This is a genomic window from Algoriphagus halophilus (assembly GCF_041729275.1).
GTDB lineage: Bacteria > Bacteroidota > Bacteroidia > Cytophagales > Cyclobacteriaceae > Algoriphagus > Algoriphagus halophilus_A.
The window spans coordinates 1552772-1570220 of sequence record NZ_CP146486.1; the positions used below are offsets into that span (position 1 = coordinate 1552772).

Consider the following 17449-nt stretch of genomic DNA (forward strand, 5'->3'; position numbering starts at 1 on the left):
TTGAGCTGCCTTTTAAATGATATTATATTGGATATTAATCTCTTAACCAATTAATAAAAGTTTGATAGCCTACTCCTATCTCTCTTGCAAAAGCCGCTTTGGTCTTCTTTCCTGCAGCTTCGACTTTTTTCCACTCTTCTACTATTTTGCTTTTTTCGGAATCAGAAAAAGTCCTTCTTTTGCCAGACTTTCCTTTAGTAGAACCAGAACCACTTAAAAGGGAAATTAATTCATTTAGGTCATTTAAAAATTTAGAATCTGTTAGATCTAAACCTGCAGCTTCAAGCTTTTTGATTACCTCGCTTTTTGGATTCACTGGAGTTACTGCAATTCCTTTTGCAGCAGCCTCATGTAAATCTATTTTTTCACCTTCAGCAGTCACATAAACAAAGCCGTCACTTTTCTTTAGGTCGCTAATAGATTCTTTAATTAAGTCTTTCATAATTTGAATAGTTTGTCCGATTTTTTTAATTCATGCAATATATATAAATAACTAAATTGAAAAACTCATCTAATAAATTTCAATATAATTAAACTCATTTATACATTATTAAAATATAATTTTCTCAAAAAAGGATCTAAAATGATAACTATTAAACCATCAGTATTCATAAACCCCAATTTAAAATCAATTCAAATCTTATTTTTTATGGACCATTGTATTCAAATTATTTTTCCATGAATTAAAAAGAACCTTCATAATGGCACTTTCAATAAATATCCATTTTAGGTTTGATATTTTTTATTCGTAAACAACATATTCGTTTCAAACGAAGTAACTCTTAAAATTATTTAATTAACTAGAAGATTTTTTAAAAAAATGTTCAAGTATAGATAACACTTACTTCCCCAAATACTTAACATATAAAAGTCATCTAGCATAAAATACAATTCCCATGAATCAATTGATAATCAACACATTTCAACAGGAAAATTAAAAACTTTAATAAATATGAAAATAGAATAATGGTAAAACATCAACTGAAATTGAATGAAGAACTCTTTTAAATCATTGGTATTTGGCACTCCAAATTTTAAAGGAAATAATTTTTGTCACTTATTGTCGAGAAATGAACATGCTTTTTGATTAAGTCCAAGTAAATCCTTTTTCGGAAAATGAGAAAAATCAAAAGGATAAAAGCCCTTAATCGGGAATTTTCCGTAATTTTGAGCCCCATAAGAATTAAACCAAAAATCATTCTGCCTCCATTCTTATGGGATCATCAACAAAATACATATTCATTACAGGAGGGGTTACCTCCTCACTTGGAAAAGGCATCATTGCCGCCTCTCTTGGCAAATTGCTACAGTCCAGAGGGTTTAAAGTAACCATCCAAAAATTCGACCCCTATCTCAATATCGATCCAGGAACATTAAATCCATATGAGCATGGAGAATGTTACGTGACCGATGATGGCGCTGAAACTGATTTGGATCTAGGGCATTATGAGCGGTTTTTGAATATTACCACTTCTCAAAACAATAATGTTACGACCGGGAGAATTTACAACAATGTCATTACCAAAGAACGTAAAGGTGAATTCCTTGGAAAGACCGTTCAAGTAATTCCACATATTACGGATGAAATCAAAACTAATTTCTATAAGCTTGGAGAAGATGGTAAATACGATGTAGTCATCACGGAAATTGGGGGTTGTGTAGGTGATATTGAATCTCTCCCATTTATAGAAGCTGTAAGACAGGCCCGATGGGATTTAGGGGCTAATAATTTTCTAGTAATCCATCTTACGCTAATCCCCTACTTAAAAGCAGCAAAAGAATTAAAAACCAAACCTACTCAACACTCTGTTAAACAACTTCTAGAGGCAGGTATCCAACCAGACATCTTGGTTTGTAGAACTGAGCACCATCTTCCAAATGATGTGAAGAAGAAGTTAGCATTATTCTGTAATGTTCAATTAAACTCCGTTATTGAGGCAATGGATGCCGACTCCATCTACGATGTTCCTTTATTGATGAAAAAGGAAAAATTAGATGAAAGAGTGATGACCAAGTTGAAGCTTTCCTCTAAAGAAAATACAGATCTAGAAAACTGGAAAGACTTCTTGGGCAAACTCAAGAACCCTACTCAAGAAGTAACAATTGGTCTGATCGGTAAATATGTATCCTTACCAGATTCCTACAAATCCATCATTGAATCCTTTACTCATGCTGGAGCTTCCATCGAGTGTCATGTCAACCTCAAGTTGATGTCTTCTGAAGAAATCAATGCAGGAAATTATATGGAGAAGCTTGAGGAATTAGATGGTATCCTTGTAGCTCCAGGTTTCGGTGAAAGAGGTTTTGAAGGGAAAATTGAGACGGTAAAATATGCAAGAGAGAATAAAATCCCATTCTTTGGTATTTGCTTAGGAATGCAAGTTGCAGTGATAGAATTTGCCAGAAACGTCTTGGGCCATGCCAAAGCCAATAGTACAGAGATGGATCCTTATAATCCTTATCCAGTCATTGCTTTGATGGAAGAGCAAAAGAAAATCGACCAAATGGGTGGAACCATGCGTTTAGGATCTTATGCTTGTGATTTGAAAAAGGGAAGCAAGGCTTTCAATGCCTATGGAAAAACTAAAATCCAGGAAAGACATCGTCACCGCTATGAATTCAACAATGATTTCTTAGAGGAAATTGAGAAAAATGGAATGCTTGCAACTGGTAAAAACCGGACACTGGGCTAGTGGAAATCGTTGAAATCAAAAACCATCCATGGTTTGTTGGCGTTCAATTCCATCCAGAATACAAAAGTACTGTTCTAAACCCACAGCCTCTGTTTGTGAAATTCATTCAAGCGGCAATTGATAATAAAAAATTAAAGTAACACAGTTTATTTGCGGGACCTAATTCCCGATACTATCCTATTATTATGGACAAAAATCAAGCGACAGGTTTAATCCTTTTTGCTGCAGTAATTTTAATCTACTCCTTCTTCTTTGCGAGTGGCCCAGAAATTCCAGTAGAAGAGACACAAACTCCAGTTCAAACGGAAAGCGTAACTCAGGAACCTCAACCTGCTATGCAAAGTCAGGTTCTAGCAGAAAGCGACAGCTTAGTTTCAGCGGAAAAAATCGCTAAATATGGTGTTGTAGCCACTTTGACTTCAGGAGAGGAAAGCCAAGTCACCCTAGAAAACGATCTCATCCAGGTTGCAATTTCAACTAAAGGAGCGATAGTCAATGAAGTAAACCTGAAAGAATTCAAGAATTGGAAAGAAGAACCTTTATTGCTTCTTGATGCTGAAAGTTCAAAAATGGACTTTAGCCTAGAAAGTAGAATGGGGAATATTTCCTTGAATGAGCTTTACTACACTTCTGAAGCAAGTACTGAACAGGATGAAGAGGGTGTTACCACCCAAATTCTTACGCTAAGTGCAGCTACAGAAAGCGGGAAAATTTCTCATATTTTCAAGCTTAAAGACGGAACCTATGAAGTAAACAAGTCATTCAAAATTGAACGTTTTAATGGCTTCTTCACTGGTGACAATATCCAATTAGCGTGGTCTGATTTGGTAAAGGCCCAAGAAAAAGATTTAGCTGAATCCAGGAGAAAATCTCAGGTTAATTATTATTTAAGCTCAGGTTCTTATGAAAACTTGGGAGTTGGTGATGACCTAGAACAAGAACAAGTTGCAGAGCCAGTAAAGTGGATTGGATTCAGCCAGCGCTTCTTTACAGCAGGTATCATAGCTGAGGATTCATTTCAGAATGTAAGTCTCGCACAAAGTACTCCTCAGGATAGCTCCATCGTCAGATCCATGGAAGCGTCTTTAAGTATTCCTCTAAAAGATGGAACAGCGAACTACACCTATTACTTTGGCCCTGACAATTATAAAACTTTAAAGAAAGTAACTGAAGGCTTCGAAAAGAATGTCGACATGGGATATTTCTTTGTGAGTTGGGTGAATAAGTACATTATTGTCAACCTATTCGCTTTCCTTGAAAAGTATTTCAGCAATTACGGGGTCATTATAATTCTGATAGTATTAATCATTAAGCTTGCACTATCTCCATTGACCTATAAGTCTTACATAGGGATGGCTAAAATGCGTGTAATCAAACCGGAAATTGATGAGTTGAAGGAAAAATACGGAGATGACCAAACCAAAATGCAACAAGAGCAAATGAAGCTTTTTGGTCAATTGGGAGTTAGTCCAATTTCTGGCTGTCTACCAATGGTATTGCAGATGCCATTCCTGTTTGCCATGTTCTTCTTCTTTCCTAATGCAATACAACTAAGGCAAGAATCTTTCCTTTGGGCAAGTGACTTATCGACGTACGATACTTTTATCAATTTGCCCTTTACAATTCCATTCTATGGATCACACGTCAGTTTGTTTACCTTATTGATGACGGTTTCACAGTTGATCTATACACATTTCAATAATCAACTGACCACAGCTCAGGGACCAATGAAAAACCTTGGGTACATCATGCCGGTAATGTTCATGTTTATCTTAAACTCCTACCCTGCTGGATTGAGTTTCTATTACTTCGTGTCCAACATGGTAACATTTGGTCAGCAGGCATTAATCAAACTGTTTGTAGATGATGATAAAATCAGAGCAAAAGTAGAAGAAAGTAAGGCTAAAAATGTCAATAAAAAGAAATCTAAATTTCAGCAAAAGCTAGAGGAAGCAATGAAAGCTGCCGATGCCAATAGAAAGAAATAAATTAATAGGGAGCTTCCAAAGAGCTCCTTTTTTTATTTAGGCCATTTGGTCCTACATAAAAAGTTCTGACATTAAATGACAGTTTAATAAAATTTCAAAAATTTTGTAGCAGAACATTTTCTGAAAAAGCTCTCTAACACTGTTGCAAAAACTTGATTTATCGATACTTATAACCTCTACTTAAAAAAAACAATCTGCTAAACGAACAAATACCAATTCTATTGTCAGTTCAAAAAAACCGACTTCATCAGCCGTAAAAGAATTGATTTTGCTTAATATTGGTATTCAATTACCCGAGAAAAAATTAACATGGGAAAAATCATTGCCATTGCCAATCAAAAAGGTGGTGTGGGAAAAACCACAACTGCGATGAATCTCGCTGCCAGCCTTGCTGTACTGGAATATAAAACCTTGGTGATCGATGCAGATCCACAAGCAAATACTACATCTGGTTTAGGACAAGATCCCAAATCAATCAATACCAGCATTTATGAATGCATGGTGGATGAAATCGACATCAAAGAAATCATCATTAAAACAGAGCTTGAGTACCTGGATTTAGTTCCTTCTCATATTGATTTGGTGGGAGCTGAGGTAGAAATGATTAATTTGGATAATCGTGAAGAAAAGATGCGTGGGGTAATTGCGAATGTTCGGGAACAATACGATTTCATTATCATTGATTGTTCTCCTTCCCTTGGATTGATTACCATTAATGCCCTTACCGCAGCAAACTCCGTGATTATTCCTGTCCAATGCGAATACTTTGCTTTGGAAGGTTTAGGAAAACTTTTGAATACCATTAAAATTATCCAGACAAGACTGAACCCAGATTTGGAAATTGAAGGGATTTTGTTGACAATGTATGATGTGCGTCTACGACTTTCCAACCAAGTAGTGGAGGAAGTGAGAATGCATTTTAAGAACATGGTGTTCGAGACAATTATACCAAGGAATGTACGTTTGAGTGAAGCACCTTCTTTTGGCCTACCTGCAATTGCCTTTGATGCGGAAGGTAAAGGAGCAGTCGCTTATTTAAACTTGGCGAATGAAATTGCTCAAAAGAATGATCTTCAAAAAGTGAATAGTTAATTATGTCAGACAATAAGCCAAATCGAAAAAAAGTGCACTTGGCAGAGGCCTAGGAGCTTTACTGGAGGATAGTCCTGCCAAGCACAAGTCTGAGGAAATTCTACCGGAAGTAGTGAAAACTGGAATATTCGAAATTCCATTGGATCAAATTCAGGTAAATCCTTTTCAACCTAGAGTACATTTCGATAAAGATGCGCTTAGTGAACTGTCTGAATCCATCAAGGTTCAAGGGATCATTCAACCCATCACGGTAAGAAAACTTGACACCAATGAATATCAGTTAATCTCCGGTGAACGTAGATTCCAGGCATCCAAGCTGGCTGGTTTGGCACAAATCCCTGCTTATGTTAGGACTGCCAATGACCAGCAAATGCTGGAAATGGCATTGATAGAAAACATCCAAAGAGAAAACTTAAATGCTTTGGAAATTGCTCACTCCTATCAAAGACTACTTGCTGAATGCGATTTGAAGCAAGAGCAATTGGGGGATAGGGTCGGTAAAAATCGAACTACGGTTAATAATTACCTAAGACTGCTAAAACTTCCACCAACCATTCAAGCTGCTATCAGAGACCAACAAATTTCAATGGGTCACGCGAGAGCCTTGATCAATATTGAGGATGTTGATAAGCAATTAGCTATTTTTAAAAAAGCTGTTGAGGAAGAATTAAGTGTAAGGAAGGTAGAAGCCTTGGTAAAAGCTTTGAATGAAGGTAAACCTGAGAAAAAATCTGCTCCTGAATTAGATCCTGTAAAGAAGTACGAAATCAGTAAAATTCAACAAAGACTGGCTTCACATTTTGGAACAAAAGTCTCTCTAAAGTCCAATGACAAGAACAAAGGAGAAATCAAAATCCCATTTACTTCAACATCAGATCTAAATCGAATTCTGGAAATACTGGAAATCATTTAACCTTTGAAAACCTTAATTTTTCATAAAATTATCAATATTAAAGCCCCATGGATCTTCATGGGACTTTTGGTTTTGTCCTTATTTGTAACTTGGTCAGCTGAAGCTCAACAAGCGGAAGTAGAATCAAAACCAGTAGAAAAGGAAAAACCTGACTACTCCAATCTTCCAAAAAACCCAAGAAAAGCCACCTTATTGTCTGCTATCCTGCCTGGAGCCGGGCAGGTATACAATAATAAAGCCTGGAAAGTCCCGATTCTTTATGCAGGAATTATGACTGACATTTACTTCATTCGGTTTAATAATCGCCGGTATCAAGTTTTTCGTCAAGCACTATTTGATTTCGATGATGGGATTTCGAATGACTTCCCAAATTTGAATCGAGAGGCATTAGTTCGGAATGTGGATTATTGGAGAAGAAATAGAGACTTATGTTTCTTACTTTTGGCTGGTATTTATGCATTGAATCTGATTGATGCAAATGTGGATGCCCATCTTTCAGGCTTTGATATTTCTGAAGATTTGGCTTTGGGTTTGGAACCTTATATGGAAAACCTCTCCGCGAACAATAATACAATGGGAGTATCTTTAAAACTCAAATTTTAAAATGAACATATTATTACTTGGATATGGCAAAATGGGAAAGATTATCGGCGAAATCGCTGAATCCAGAGGTCATTCCATCGCTGGCAAAATAAATATCGACAACAAGGAGGATTTACAGAAGCTAAACCCTAAAGATGTTGATGTCGCCATCGAGTTCAGCCAACCTGAAGCAGCTTTTGAGAATATCTCATGGGCCATTAACCATGGTGTTCCTATAGTGGTTGGAACCACCGGATGGCTGGACAAAAAATCTGAAATTGAAAAAATGACCCTCGATAAAAACGGAAGCTTTTTCTATGCCTCTAATTTTAGTATTGGCGTCAATATCTTTTTCAAAGTGAATGAATTCCTTTCCAAGTTAATGAATGAGACTACTGGTTATGGAGTGTCAATAGAGGAAATTCACCATACTGCTAAAAAGGATGCACCTTCCGGCACAGCAATCACATTAGCAGAGGGAGTTATAAAAAATCTAAATTCGAAAAACACCTGGAACCTGAATGGAGAAACTCCAAGTAGTGAAGGGTCCGTAGAGATTACTTCAAAAAGGATAGATCCAGCACCAGGCACCCATATTATTAGATACCAATCTCCTATTGATGACATAGAGATAACTCATACAGCTCATAGCAGACAAGGGTTTGCACTTGGCGCAGTATTGGTTGCTGAGTGGATTCCTGAAAAGAAAGGAGTGCTTTCAATGGATGATTTTCTATCTTTCTGAAATTATTTAATTAAAAATGAGCCAACCTAAAAAGAAAAAATCCCCTACCCGTGAATGGGTCGATGCTTTGGTTTTCGCCGTAGTGGCGGCAAGCTTGATAAGATGGCTATTGTTGGAGCCTTTTACTATTCCAACTGCTTCCATGGAGAAATCCCTATTAGTAGGAGACTTTTTATTTGTAAGCAAAATGCATTATGGAACTAGGATTCCTAAAACACCACTTCAAGTACCATTAACACATCAAAAAATTTGGGGGACTGATATTCCATCCTATAGTGATGCAATTCAACTTCCTTATTACCGACTACCTGGATTTAGTGATGTAGAACGCTATGATGTGGTAGTATTTAATTATCCGGTTGAATTTCAATATCCGCCAGATTTGAAGACCAATTACATCAAAAGAGCTGTAGGGATACCAGGAGATGTGATCGAAATAAAAAGTGCTGAATTATTTATCAATGGGGAATCTGCGATGAAGCCAGAGGAGATGCAGTTTTCTTACGATGTGATTACTTCTCGTCCATTGAATGCGGACTTCTTTATGGAGTACGGAGTAAACCCTGAAAGCTTTTTGGCATTTACAGACGGATCTGGATATTTAGTCTTTGCTACCGAGGAAGTCATTTCAAGACTTGAATCCTCTCCTGTAGTTACATCTGTCAATAAAAGGATAGAAAGAGCAGATTTCAGAGACCCTTCCATTTACCCCGCTAACACCAACTACAAATGGAATAGAGATCATTTTGGTCCACTAAAAGTTCCTTCTGCGGGTGAGACGATCCAACTCACACAAGAGAATCTAGAAAAGTATTTCTTGGTAATAGAGAAATATGAAGGACATGATTCAGTGGTGATGCAAGATGGAGCCTTGATGATTGATGGTCAAAAAGTAGAAAGCTATACTTTCAAACAAGATTATTATTTTATGATGGGGGATAACAGGCACGATTCCTTAGACTCCAGATTCTGGGGATTTGTTCCAGAAGATCACATTGTAGGTAAAGCATGGTTTTTATGGTTATCCTTGGATAAGTACGAATCCATGTTTAATAAAATACGCTGGAGTAGATTCTTTAAGGGAATCGAATAAAAAAGCTAAAGGCCGGAAAAGAATTTCCGGCCTTTTTATTTACCATTCAATATGATTTATCCCTTTAGAAATAAGATATTCATTTGATTTAGAAAAATGACCACAGCCCAAAAATCCACGATGCGCTGAGAGTGGACTTGGATGAGGAGCCTTTAAGATCAGATGTTTCGAGACATCTATCAATTCTGCTTTTTTTGAGCATAAGCTCCCCACAGTAGAAATACCACATGTTCTCTCTTCTCGCTGATTTTTTTTATCACCTCATCTGTGAATTCTTCCCAGCCTTTTTTTGATGGGAGCCTGCTTGGTGAGCCCTTACGGTCAATGTTGCGTTTAATAAAAAGACACCCTGATCAGCCCATCGAGTCAAATCTCCATTAGAAGGAAGGTCTTTTCCTAAATCATTTTTTATCTCTTTGAAGATATTCAACAAACTAGGAGGAAATGGGATTCCGGGTTTAACTGAAAAAGAAAGCCCATGTGCTTGACCTGGGCCATGATAAGGGTCTTGACCTAAAATGACTACTTTTATTTGATCCAAAGGACAATGCCAAAAAGCGTTAAAAATATTTTTTCCTTCTGGAAAAATATGCTCTCTTGAATATTCTTCTTTGACAAAAGATGTTAGATTTATAAATGATTCACTTTGGAATACAGGTTCCAATACCTTTTTCCAACTAGGTTCAATTTTTACATTCATGATCAAAATATTGATTTTCCAATTTCCGATTGTATCTTTACATTCTTTTTAAAATAAACAAGTTATGGTTACTGCTATCACAGAAGGAATTCATGTAAATGTAGAGGTTACCTATCAAGCGGAATTTTCCAGTCCGCATCAGCACCATTATGTTTTCACCTACAAAGTAACTATTCAAAATAAAAGCCCATATACCGTTCAATTATTAAGAAGGAAATGGGAGATTTATGATGCAGCAGAAACCCTAAAAATCGTGGAAGGTGATGGTGTGGTAGGTCAACAGCCAATACTAGAAACCGGCGAATCTCATAGCTATGTTTCTGGTTGCAATCTGAAATCTGGACTTGGGAAAATGAAAGGCATCTATTTCATGGAAAAATTATTTGATGGCAAAAGCATTGAAGTAGAGGTTCCTGAATTCCAAATGATTGCGAATATCTTCCAGAATTGATTTGATCAATAATTTCTTCTCTTTTTACTCCTTTTTAAACCATTGGCTTAAAAAGTAGACGGATACTCCCTACAATCCCCATTTGTATTTCAAGTCTATCAGGATTTACAAAACTACCTGAAAACCCAAATTTCGAGTAACCAACAAATAGAGGCAGTAAGGAAACACCTACTTTCCTCCTCTCAAAACATTAAAGTCCTAGATCTCGGAGCTGGTTCTAAAAAAGTTAAAACCGATCAAAGAAAAGTATCAGACATTACCCGGTATAGCACCAGTCCAAAAAAATACGCATTGCTTTACCAGTACTTTTGCCAGCTAACCCCAGCAAATCAGGTGATTGAGTTAGGGACTTGTATGGGGATTACCACTCAATATTTAGCAAAGGTAACCAAAGGTCATCTATACACTTTTGAAGGTTCAGAAGAGATCCTACAAATCGCCCGTTCCACTGCCCAACTTACCAATGCTTCCTATATCCAAGGAGACATTTCCAATAAACTTCCAGAGATATTATCAACTCTAGATCAGATAGACTTTGCATTAATAGATGCCAACCATACCTACTATGGAGCCAAAGATTACTTTGGATTACTCCTTGACAAAATCCACAAGGACAGCATTATAGCCATTGGGGATATTTATTGGTCAACCGAAATGAACAAAGCTTGGGATGAAATAAAAGATCATCCACAAGTCTTTTTGAGTTTGGATTTTTTGAATGTGGAATTCTTTTCTTTAATCCTAAATTAAAAAAAGACCACTTCACTTTAGGTATTTGACTTTTGAATTTGAATAAATAATTCAGCGCCTTGCCTTTCCGGAATTGAATTGTAACAGGGTTCCATTTTCACTTCCTTAAATTTCAAAGAAAATAAAGATTGATATTCTTTCACATCCCCACCGAAAGGAGGGCCTGCTTTCTCAAAATGTTGATTAAATAACACGCCTACCAATTTCCCCCTGGCTTCAACAGATCATACATTTTGTTTATGTATTGAATTCTCAATGTTGGGTCCAGTGCACAGAAAAAGGTCTGTTCCAAGATGAGATCATATTGATGATTATGGTAGAAAAAATCCTCATGATGGATATGGGATTCCGGAAAAGATGGGAATTTCATTTGAAAGCTTTCTAGAGGATGCAAAGAAAAATCCAATAAATGGATGTCTTTAAAGCCATTTTGGAAGGCATAAGCGGCTTCTAGCCCATTCCCGGCTCCAGGAATCAGAATTTCAACCTCCTTATTTACAATTTGGTCTAAATATTGCACAAGTGGATATGAAGGGTATCCAATATCCCAGCCAGTACTACCAGTTAAATAACGCTGAGACCAATAATTTTCGTCTAGATAAGCCATAAAATAAGTCCTATTTCAATTTATTATGAGCACTAATTTCGAATCAGAATCCACAGAAAAGAAAGACCAAGGTAAAAATATTATCATCATTGTATTGGTGCTTTTAGTCATCATCAGTGGGATTAAGCTTTACACTGATTACGTGGATAGAAGCAAAAAGACTGAGGAGATACTATTATTATCTACAGAAAACAACGAATTAAATAAACGATTGGATTCTGTCACTTATCAATTGGATCTTCGAATCCAAGAAATTGAAAAATTAGGGGGGAATGTAAAAGCGCTGGAAGAAGTGAGAGATCAATTGATTGCCGAAAGAAACACTTCAAGACAAAGAAGTGCGAATGAAATCGCCGTTTTAAATGAAAAAATCAGAAGCTATAGCGGATTGATTGAAGAGAAAGATCAAGAAATCTTAGAGCTTCGTGCAATGAATCAACAACTCTATGCCGAAAACCAAGATTTAAGGTCTACTCAAGCTGAAATTGAAGAAGAAGTAGCTCAATTGAATATTCAAAAGAAGACCTACAGGCCAAAGTGAATATTGCTGCCATGCTTAAGGCAGAAAATATCAATATTGCCGCTGTTAACTCAAGGGGTAAAGAACGGGTTGAGACTACCAAGGATTTCAGAAATAGGCAAATTGAACGCATCAAAGTAAGCTTTAACCTTGCTGACAATCAGGTAGCAGAAAAAGGTCCTAGAAATGTTTACGTCCAGATATTGGCCCCTAATTCCCAACCTATTTTCGATGTAGCCAAAGGATCAGGCACATTCATGATGGACGGGGTCGAAGAATTTTACACTGTCAGACAGGACATCATCTTTGATAATACTGAGCAGGAATTGACATTTTACTATGAAAAAGGTTCGGACTATAATTCAGGTACTCACGAAGTCAGGATTTTTGTTGACAACTACCAAATAGGATCAAAAACATTCTCAGTTAAATAAAAACCGCCTCTATCAAGAGGCTTTTTTATTTTTATACTTTTTCATCTCTACATATACTTGGAAAACAGCATGATTTACCCTACTTTTGCGGTCTGTTTATTCAAATTCCTTAAACACATTTAAAAATGTTCCAAAGAAATTACGAGACGGTATTCATTTTAACTCCCGTTTTGTCTGATGTTCAGATGAAGGATACCGTAGACAAGTTTGTGAACTTGCTAAAAGAAGAGGGAGCAGATGTTATTAATGTGGAAAACTGGGGTCTAAAGAAGATGGCTTATGCTATTGACAAGAAGACTACAGGTTTTTATGTTTTGGTTGAGTTCAAGGCCGATCCAACTATCATCAGCAAATTCGAACTAGAATTTAGAAGAGATGAAAAAGTGATGAGATTCTTGACTACTGTTTTGGAAAAGCATGGTATTGCTTATGCCGAAAGAAGAAGAAAAGGAGAGTTTAACAAAAAATCTGAAGCTAAGGAGGAGCAAGCCAAATGACATTAGTAAACGAGCCAATCAATAGAGGCGAAATCAGAAAAAAATACTGCCGTTTTAAGAAGCATGGTATCAAGTACATTGATTACAAAGATCCTAACTTCTTGTTGAAATTTGTGAACGAGCAAGGTAAAATTCTTCCTAGAAGACTTACTGGTAACTCTGCAAAGTATCAGAAGAAAGTGGCTAATGCCATCAAAAAGCAAGACATTTGGCTTTGTTGCCATTCGTAACCGATGGGTTGAAATAATTCGGTCTTGTATCGTCCAATCACAAAAGATCATTACAAATGGAAATCATTCTAAAAACAGACATCAAAGGTCTTGGCTATAAAAATGACTTGGTTGAAGTAAAGCCTGGTTACGGTAGAAACTATCTTATCCCTCAGGGATACGCAGTTCTAGCAACAGGATCAAACAAGAAAATCCTTGCCGAGAACATCAAGCAAGCTGCTCACAAAGCAGAAAAAATTAAAACTGAAGCTGAGAACATCGCTGAGAAACTACAAGCATTGACGCTTGAAATCAAAGCGAAAATCGGTGAATCAGGTAAAATTTTCGGAAAAGTGACTACTCTTCAAATTGCAGACGCTTTAGCTGCAAATGGAATCGACATCGACAGAAAGAAAATCTCTATCAATGTACCAGTTGATGGTGCTGGAGAATTTGCTGCAGAAGTTGATCTTCACAGAGAAGTGAAAACTGACGTTAAATTTGTGGTAGTAGGCGAATAAGCTTATTCCCTATGAATAAAAAAGAAAGCTCACCAAATGGTGAGCTTTTCTTTTTTAACTAAGAGACTTTTCGAAATCTTCAAGTAATTTTTTAGATACAGCTCTACTATTAGTTTCCCTTGCTTCTTTCAAGAGCTCAATAGCCTTCTGAGACTTTTCGATTACTCCCTCAGGATTATGATCATACATAAAACTTCCCCAGCACCAAGTAAGCTCTGCTGCTAAGGAGTCTCCGATTTTTAATTTTTCCAGCTTCTGAACAACTTCAGGAATTGTTTTTTCAAGTTTTTGAATTTGCATTATTAGTAATTTTTTGTTGGATAGATTTTTATATTCGCATCAAAAAAGAATATTAATTTGCAAATAAACAATACTTATAGAAATTTTTTAACATTTCTATAATATAGACAAAATGGAGTTTACATATATAACTTCCATATAAGCCTCTCATAACAGTCAGAAAGCTCTCCTACTAACCTAAATTTTTACCACCTGACTTCAAGAGGGTTAAGTAATAAATCAAAAAATCTTTTTTACACTTCTTGGAAAAAAAGAATTGAAAATCTACCTTTGTGACACTTTAAGAGACACCCACAAGGAGTATCTATTTAAACTGGTCTATGGTGTAACTGGCAACACGTCTGATTTTGGTTCAGAAGAGTCTAGGTTCGAGCCCTAGTAGACCAACAAAATTTTACCATAAGAGTCTTAGAAGCGCGATGAAGTGCTTCTAAGGCCATTGGAGGCCCTTTATTTTTTCGCTGGTATTCAGTGATTGTTTTACAAATGTTTTACAATCATTTATTATGGCTTCCATCACTTCAATCATCAAGAAATCTTATCGCAGAAAAGACGGGAAATCCGCTATTTATCTCCGTATCATCATCGATCGAAGGGTCAAACTGATTCCTCTGAAGGTGTTCTGGTATCCGAAGAAGTTTGTCAATGGTAGATGTAAGGTTCCTACTACCGGTCAAAAGGAAATCAATGAGGCGAAGGATATCAACCTGATCCTTGGGGATGCTGAGGCTCGGGCCAGTGAGATCCTGATCCAGTACCGGCTCAAAAGGAAAACAATCTCCGTGGATAAGTTTCTGGAGGAATATGAACTCGGAAGTCCTTCGGATGATTTCTTGATCTATATGGAGTCAAAAATGAAGCAGCGACTTCGTGAGCATGAAATATCTCTCTCTACTTACAAGACTCAGCTGGTCGCATTAAACCACCTCAAAAAATGGAAGAAGCGGATTCCTTTCGATTTACTGAACGAACGGACTGCTTACCAGTTTGATGACTACCTGACTAAAAAAGCAAAGATCAAAAGCATCAATGGAAGGTTTGGAAGGCATCGGGATTTTAAAACTTACTTGAACCAGGCGAAATCTGATCAGGTACAGTTCATGCATCCCTATGATTTCTTTCGTATCAAATCAGTGATGGGTAGGTTCAAACCTTTACACCGGGACGAACTGATCAGGCTCTGGAATGTGTACCTAAAGAAGGAGCTATCCTTTAGCGATCAGAGTTGTCTTCGTGGGTTTCTGCTTTGTTGCTTTACTGGAATGAGGCACAGTGATGTGAGGCGGTTTTCCTTGGATTGGGTGGATGGTGATTTCTTTGAATTTGAGCCTTTGAAGACTCTAAGGTTTGGTACGAAGGTGAGGGTTCCTGCCACGGATTATGCATTGCGATTGATTGCGGATGAACTGGACTACAATCACAAGAAGGGTCTGTTTAAAAATGTCTGTGAACAAAAGCAGAATGAGTCGGTACGGGATATCGGACAGAATATGGAGCTCTCCACTCCTCTCTGCTACCAGGTAGGTAGGGAGACGTTCGCCACCTTATATATGGAGATGGATGGCAAGCTGGAAGTACTGGCCTCGCTACTGGGTCACACGACTACCAAGATGTCCGAGAAGTATGTGAAAATCCGAGACCAGCGTAAAAAAGAAGAAGCTCGACGGATATCGAACTTCTTGAAGATGGATTAAACAACTTTAATTTTTCAGGAGTCTTAGTAAGGGAGCCTCCATATTTTCCCAAAAGGCATGAAGCTCTTTCATTTCTTCAAACTCCTCTTTGGTAGCAGCGACAAGTAGTTCCTGCCTAATCAGCTTTACATTCAGATAAATAGATTGGAGTTCATAAGATTCCATACTATTAACCAGATGTAAGAAGTTTATGGAATGTTCTCCATTTATCAGCTCGTGGGTACTATCCTGAAAAAGGATTTCAAACCAACGGTAATTTTTGTCAATAGCTTCCAAAACATCTGAGAATGCTTTCTTTCTCTTGATTGGTTTAGAAAAAAGAGCTTAGTGTCCAGTACTCTATCCTCAGAATAGTCTCTGGCGATTTCGAAAATTTCAAGTAAATTTGTCATAGCTTAAATGCTTAAAATGATTTGATTCGTTTTGCCCCTGTAGCTGTCATCTACAGGGGTTTTTCTTTTAGTTCTGTGAGAATTTAAATTCTGAGTAGCGGATGATCTTGGAAAATTGACGCTGCTCCGCTTCCAGGTCTCTGATTTCTTTTACTAGATCGAGGTATTCTTCTTTGACTAGGATTTTTTCAAATCGATTTTCTAAAGCCTTGATATCCTCTTCTAGTTGATCTCTTTGATTCATTAAATCAATCAGTTGATTTCCTAGAGACTCCGAGTCCAATTGAAGACTTTTAACGGTAGGCAAGAAAGTAAGATGATGGATTCTGTTATTGATATCAGATCTCTTACTGATCAAGTCTCTCATTTCTTTTCTTCGATCAGGACCTAGTAGCACCGCCTTGATTCGGTTTCTCTTTCTACGCTTGGTATTTAGTTCCTTTTGAATTCGAGGCATATTCATCACAGCCTCACGGACTAGCTCTGGATTGTTTCCAAAGATGATTTCCCGAACCGTCTTCAATACCCAAACATGGAACTGCGGACTCAGCCACATCGCAAAAGCCAAGGCCAAATCCTCACACATAAAAGTACCTCCGTGATTTCCTCTTTTTTCCTGAAAATTTCATTTTCAAATAGCTCAGATGTGAGCTGTTTGAATTCATTTTTTCTATCCTCTTTGATAGCAGAAATAAGAGCTTTAGTAGTATCAAGTCTAAGCCAGTTTCTAACTCTCTTTCTAAATGGCCGAGCCATCTCCGTTGCATTGACCATTAGGTCTCCTCTAAATAAGTCGAAAGCAATCTCTTGCTCTTCAAACTTCTCGATGATTGTTTCTGTGTTCATTTTATTGTAATTTGTTGTAGATCACAACAAACATAAATAAACTATTGTTAAAAACAAATGATTGTGAATTATTTTTAATTGTTGTAGAATGGTGTAGATTTGGATATGAAAAAAATCACAATCACTGTAAGCGATGAAGTCCACGCGGAGTTATTAAAGATCCAATTGCAAAAACGATTGGATGAAAAAAAGAAAACTTCGCTTGCGGAAGTTGTTTCAAGTGTTCTAGAAGATTTTCTAGTAGATCAAAAAGAAAACCCGACCAAATAGGCCGGGTTTTTTTACTTTTTAATTTTTGGTCTTATCCATTGCTCTTTTAAAACTTGCTCATCAACTAAAAATTGAAAAACTTTTCCTGTCAAAATAACATCTTGATTTGCATTATGTGATATAAAATCACTCTCTGCCCCACCATATAGGAG

Annotated in this window: 17 protein-coding genes, 1 tRNA gene and 5 pseudogenes; 16 read left to right on the top strand and 7 right to left on the bottom strand. The window is 37.0% G+C overall.

The annotated features are described in order from the left end of the window. Positions 1–34 precede the first annotated feature (34 nt). Entirely contained in the window at positions 35–442 is a 408-nt protein-coding gene (locus V8V91_RS08300; protein ID WP_074226527.1) for a hypothetical protein, read from the bottom strand. Between the two features lie 772 nt (positions 443–1214). Between V8V91_RS08300 and V8V91_RS08305 the strand changes: the two are divergent. The 7 genes and pseudogenes from V8V91_RS08305 to lepB all read left to right on the top strand — a co-directional run bounded on the left by V8V91_RS08305 (position 1215) and on the right by lepB (position 9106). Beyond that, positions 1215–2833, top strand: a pseudogene (locus tag V8V91_RS08305) (CTP synthase). Between the two features lie 45 nt (positions 2834–2878). Continuing rightward, the gene (gene yidC / locus V8V91_RS08310; protein ID WP_373399657.1) at positions 2879–4681 is read left to right on the top strand and encodes a membrane protein insertase YidC; all 1803 of its coding nucleotides are present in this window, start codon (positions 2879–2881) and stop codon (positions 4679–4681) included. Positions 4682–4990: 309 nt separating this feature from the next. Continuing rightward, positions 4991–5773, top strand: coding sequence for a ParA family protein (locus V8V91_RS08315; RefSeq protein WP_373399658.1), 783 nt, complete (start codon positions 4991–4993; stop codon positions 5771–5773). Positions 5774–5775: 2 nt separating this feature from the next. Then, positions 5776–6686 (top strand): annotated as a pseudogene (locus V8V91_RS08320) (ParB/RepB/Spo0J family partition protein). A 3-nt stretch (positions 6687–6689) separates the two neighbouring features. Then, positions 6690–7289 carry a DUF5683 domain-containing protein gene (locus V8V91_RS08325; protein ID WP_373399659.1) on the top strand — a complete coding sequence of 200 codons (600 nt, stop codon included), beginning with the start codon at positions 6690–6692 and terminating at the stop codon, positions 7287–7289. A 1-nt stretch (position 7290) separates the two neighbouring features. Beyond that, positions 7291–8013 (top strand): 4-hydroxy-tetrahydrodipicolinate reductase, encoded by a 723-nt coding sequence (dapB, locus tag V8V91_RS08330; protein WP_373399660.1) that lies wholly within the window; start codon positions 7291–7293, stop codon positions 8011–8013. A 16-nt stretch (positions 8014–8029) separates the two neighbouring features. Beyond that, positions 8030–9106 (top strand): signal peptidase I, encoded by a 1077-nt coding sequence (gene lepB, locus V8V91_RS08335; protein WP_373399661.1) that lies wholly within the window; start codon positions 8030–8032, stop codon positions 9104–9106. A gap of 39 nt (positions 9107–9145) precedes the next feature. Here lepB and ung read toward each other — a convergent pair. Next, a pseudogene (gene ung / locus V8V91_RS08340) lies at positions 9146–9806 on the bottom strand (uracil-DNA glycosylase). A 64-nt stretch (positions 9807–9870) separates the two neighbouring features. On the opposite strand from ung, the gene apaG reads away from it, so the two are divergent. Beyond that, entirely contained in the window at positions 9871–10257 is a 387-nt protein-coding gene (gene apaG / locus V8V91_RS08345) for a Co2+/Mg2+ efflux protein ApaG (protein ID WP_074226519.1), read from the top strand. 333 nt (positions 10258–10590) lie between these two features. Beyond that, entirely contained in the window at positions 10591–11007 is a 417-nt protein-coding gene (locus tag V8V91_RS08350; RefSeq protein ID WP_373399662.1) for an O-methyltransferase, read from the top strand. A 196-nt stretch (positions 11008–11203) separates the two neighbouring features. On the opposite strand, the gene V8V91_RS08355 is transcribed toward V8V91_RS08350, so the two are convergent. Beyond that, a complete protein-coding gene (locus V8V91_RS08355; RefSeq protein WP_373399663.1) occupies positions 11204–11614 on the bottom strand; it encodes a methyltransferase in 411 nt (136 codons plus the stop codon). 25 nt (positions 11615–11639) lie between these two features. On the opposite strand from V8V91_RS08355, the pseudogene V8V91_RS08360 reads away from it, so the two are divergent. The 4 genes and pseudogenes from V8V91_RS08360 to rplI all read left to right on the top strand — a co-directional run bounded on the left by V8V91_RS08360 (position 11640) and on the right by rplI (position 13795). Then, positions 11640–12568 (top strand): annotated as a pseudogene (locus V8V91_RS08360) (hypothetical protein). 125 nt (positions 12569–12693) lie between these two features. Next, entirely contained in the window at positions 12694–13065 is a 372-nt protein-coding gene (rpsF, locus tag V8V91_RS08365) for a 30S ribosomal protein S6 (RefSeq protein WP_074226516.1), read from the top strand. Next, positions 13062–13312, top strand: a pseudogene (rpsR, locus tag V8V91_RS08370) (30S ribosomal protein S18). Before rpsF ends, rpsR begins: the two are co-directional and overlap by 4 nt. A gap of 39 nt (positions 13313–13351) precedes the next feature. Next, complete coding sequence (rplI, locus tag V8V91_RS08375) at positions 13352–13795, top strand: 50S ribosomal protein L9 (RefSeq protein ID WP_074226514.1); 444 nt, start codon at positions 13352–13354, stop codon at positions 13793–13795. Between the two features lie 54 nt (positions 13796–13849). Here the strand turns inward: rplI and V8V91_RS08380 are convergent, their stop codons facing one another. Continuing rightward, the gene (locus V8V91_RS08380) at positions 13850–14095 is read right to left on the bottom strand and encodes a hypothetical protein (RefSeq protein WP_373399664.1); all 246 of its coding nucleotides are present in this window, start codon (positions 14093–14095) and stop codon (positions 13850–13852) included. 314 nt (positions 14096–14409) lie between these two features. Between V8V91_RS08380 and V8V91_RS08385 the strand changes: the two genes are divergently transcribed. Then, positions 14410–14482, top strand: a tRNA-Gln gene (locus tag V8V91_RS08385). A gap of 119 nt (positions 14483–14601) precedes the next feature. Continuing rightward, positions 14602–15789 (top strand): tyrosine-type recombinase/integrase, encoded by a 1188-nt coding sequence (locus V8V91_RS08390; RefSeq protein ID WP_373399665.1) that lies wholly within the window; start codon positions 14602–14604, stop codon positions 15787–15789. Between the two features lie 6 nt (positions 15790–15795). Here V8V91_RS08390 and V8V91_RS08395 read toward each other — a convergent pair whose 3' ends face one another. The 3 genes from V8V91_RS08395 to V8V91_RS08405 all read right to left on the bottom strand — a co-directional run bounded on the left by V8V91_RS08395 (position 15796) and on the right by V8V91_RS08405 (position 17027). After that, positions 15796–16065: a hypothetical protein gene (locus V8V91_RS08395; protein WP_373399666.1), complete on the bottom strand. Its 270-nt coding sequence runs from the start codon at positions 16063–16065 to the stop codon at positions 15796–15798. A gap of 183 nt (positions 16066–16248) precedes the next feature. Continuing rightward, positions 16249–16767: a hypothetical protein gene (locus tag V8V91_RS08400; protein WP_373399667.1), complete on the bottom strand. Its 519-nt coding sequence runs from the start codon at positions 16765–16767 to the stop codon at positions 16249–16251. Beyond that, complete coding sequence (locus tag V8V91_RS08405) at positions 16728–17027, bottom strand: KilA-N domain-containing protein (RefSeq protein WP_373399668.1); 300 nt, start codon at positions 17025–17027, stop codon at positions 16728–16730. The genes V8V91_RS08400 and V8V91_RS08405 overlap by 40 nt, the downstream gene beginning before the upstream one ends. A 105-nt stretch (positions 17028–17132) precedes the next feature. Here V8V91_RS08405 and V8V91_RS08410 point away from each other — a divergent pair, with 105 nt between their 5' ends. Then, positions 17133–17297, top strand: coding sequence for a hypothetical protein (locus tag V8V91_RS08410; RefSeq protein WP_373399669.1), 165 nt, complete (start codon positions 17133–17135; stop codon positions 17295–17297). The last annotated feature ends 152 nt before the right edge of the window (positions 17298–17449 follow it).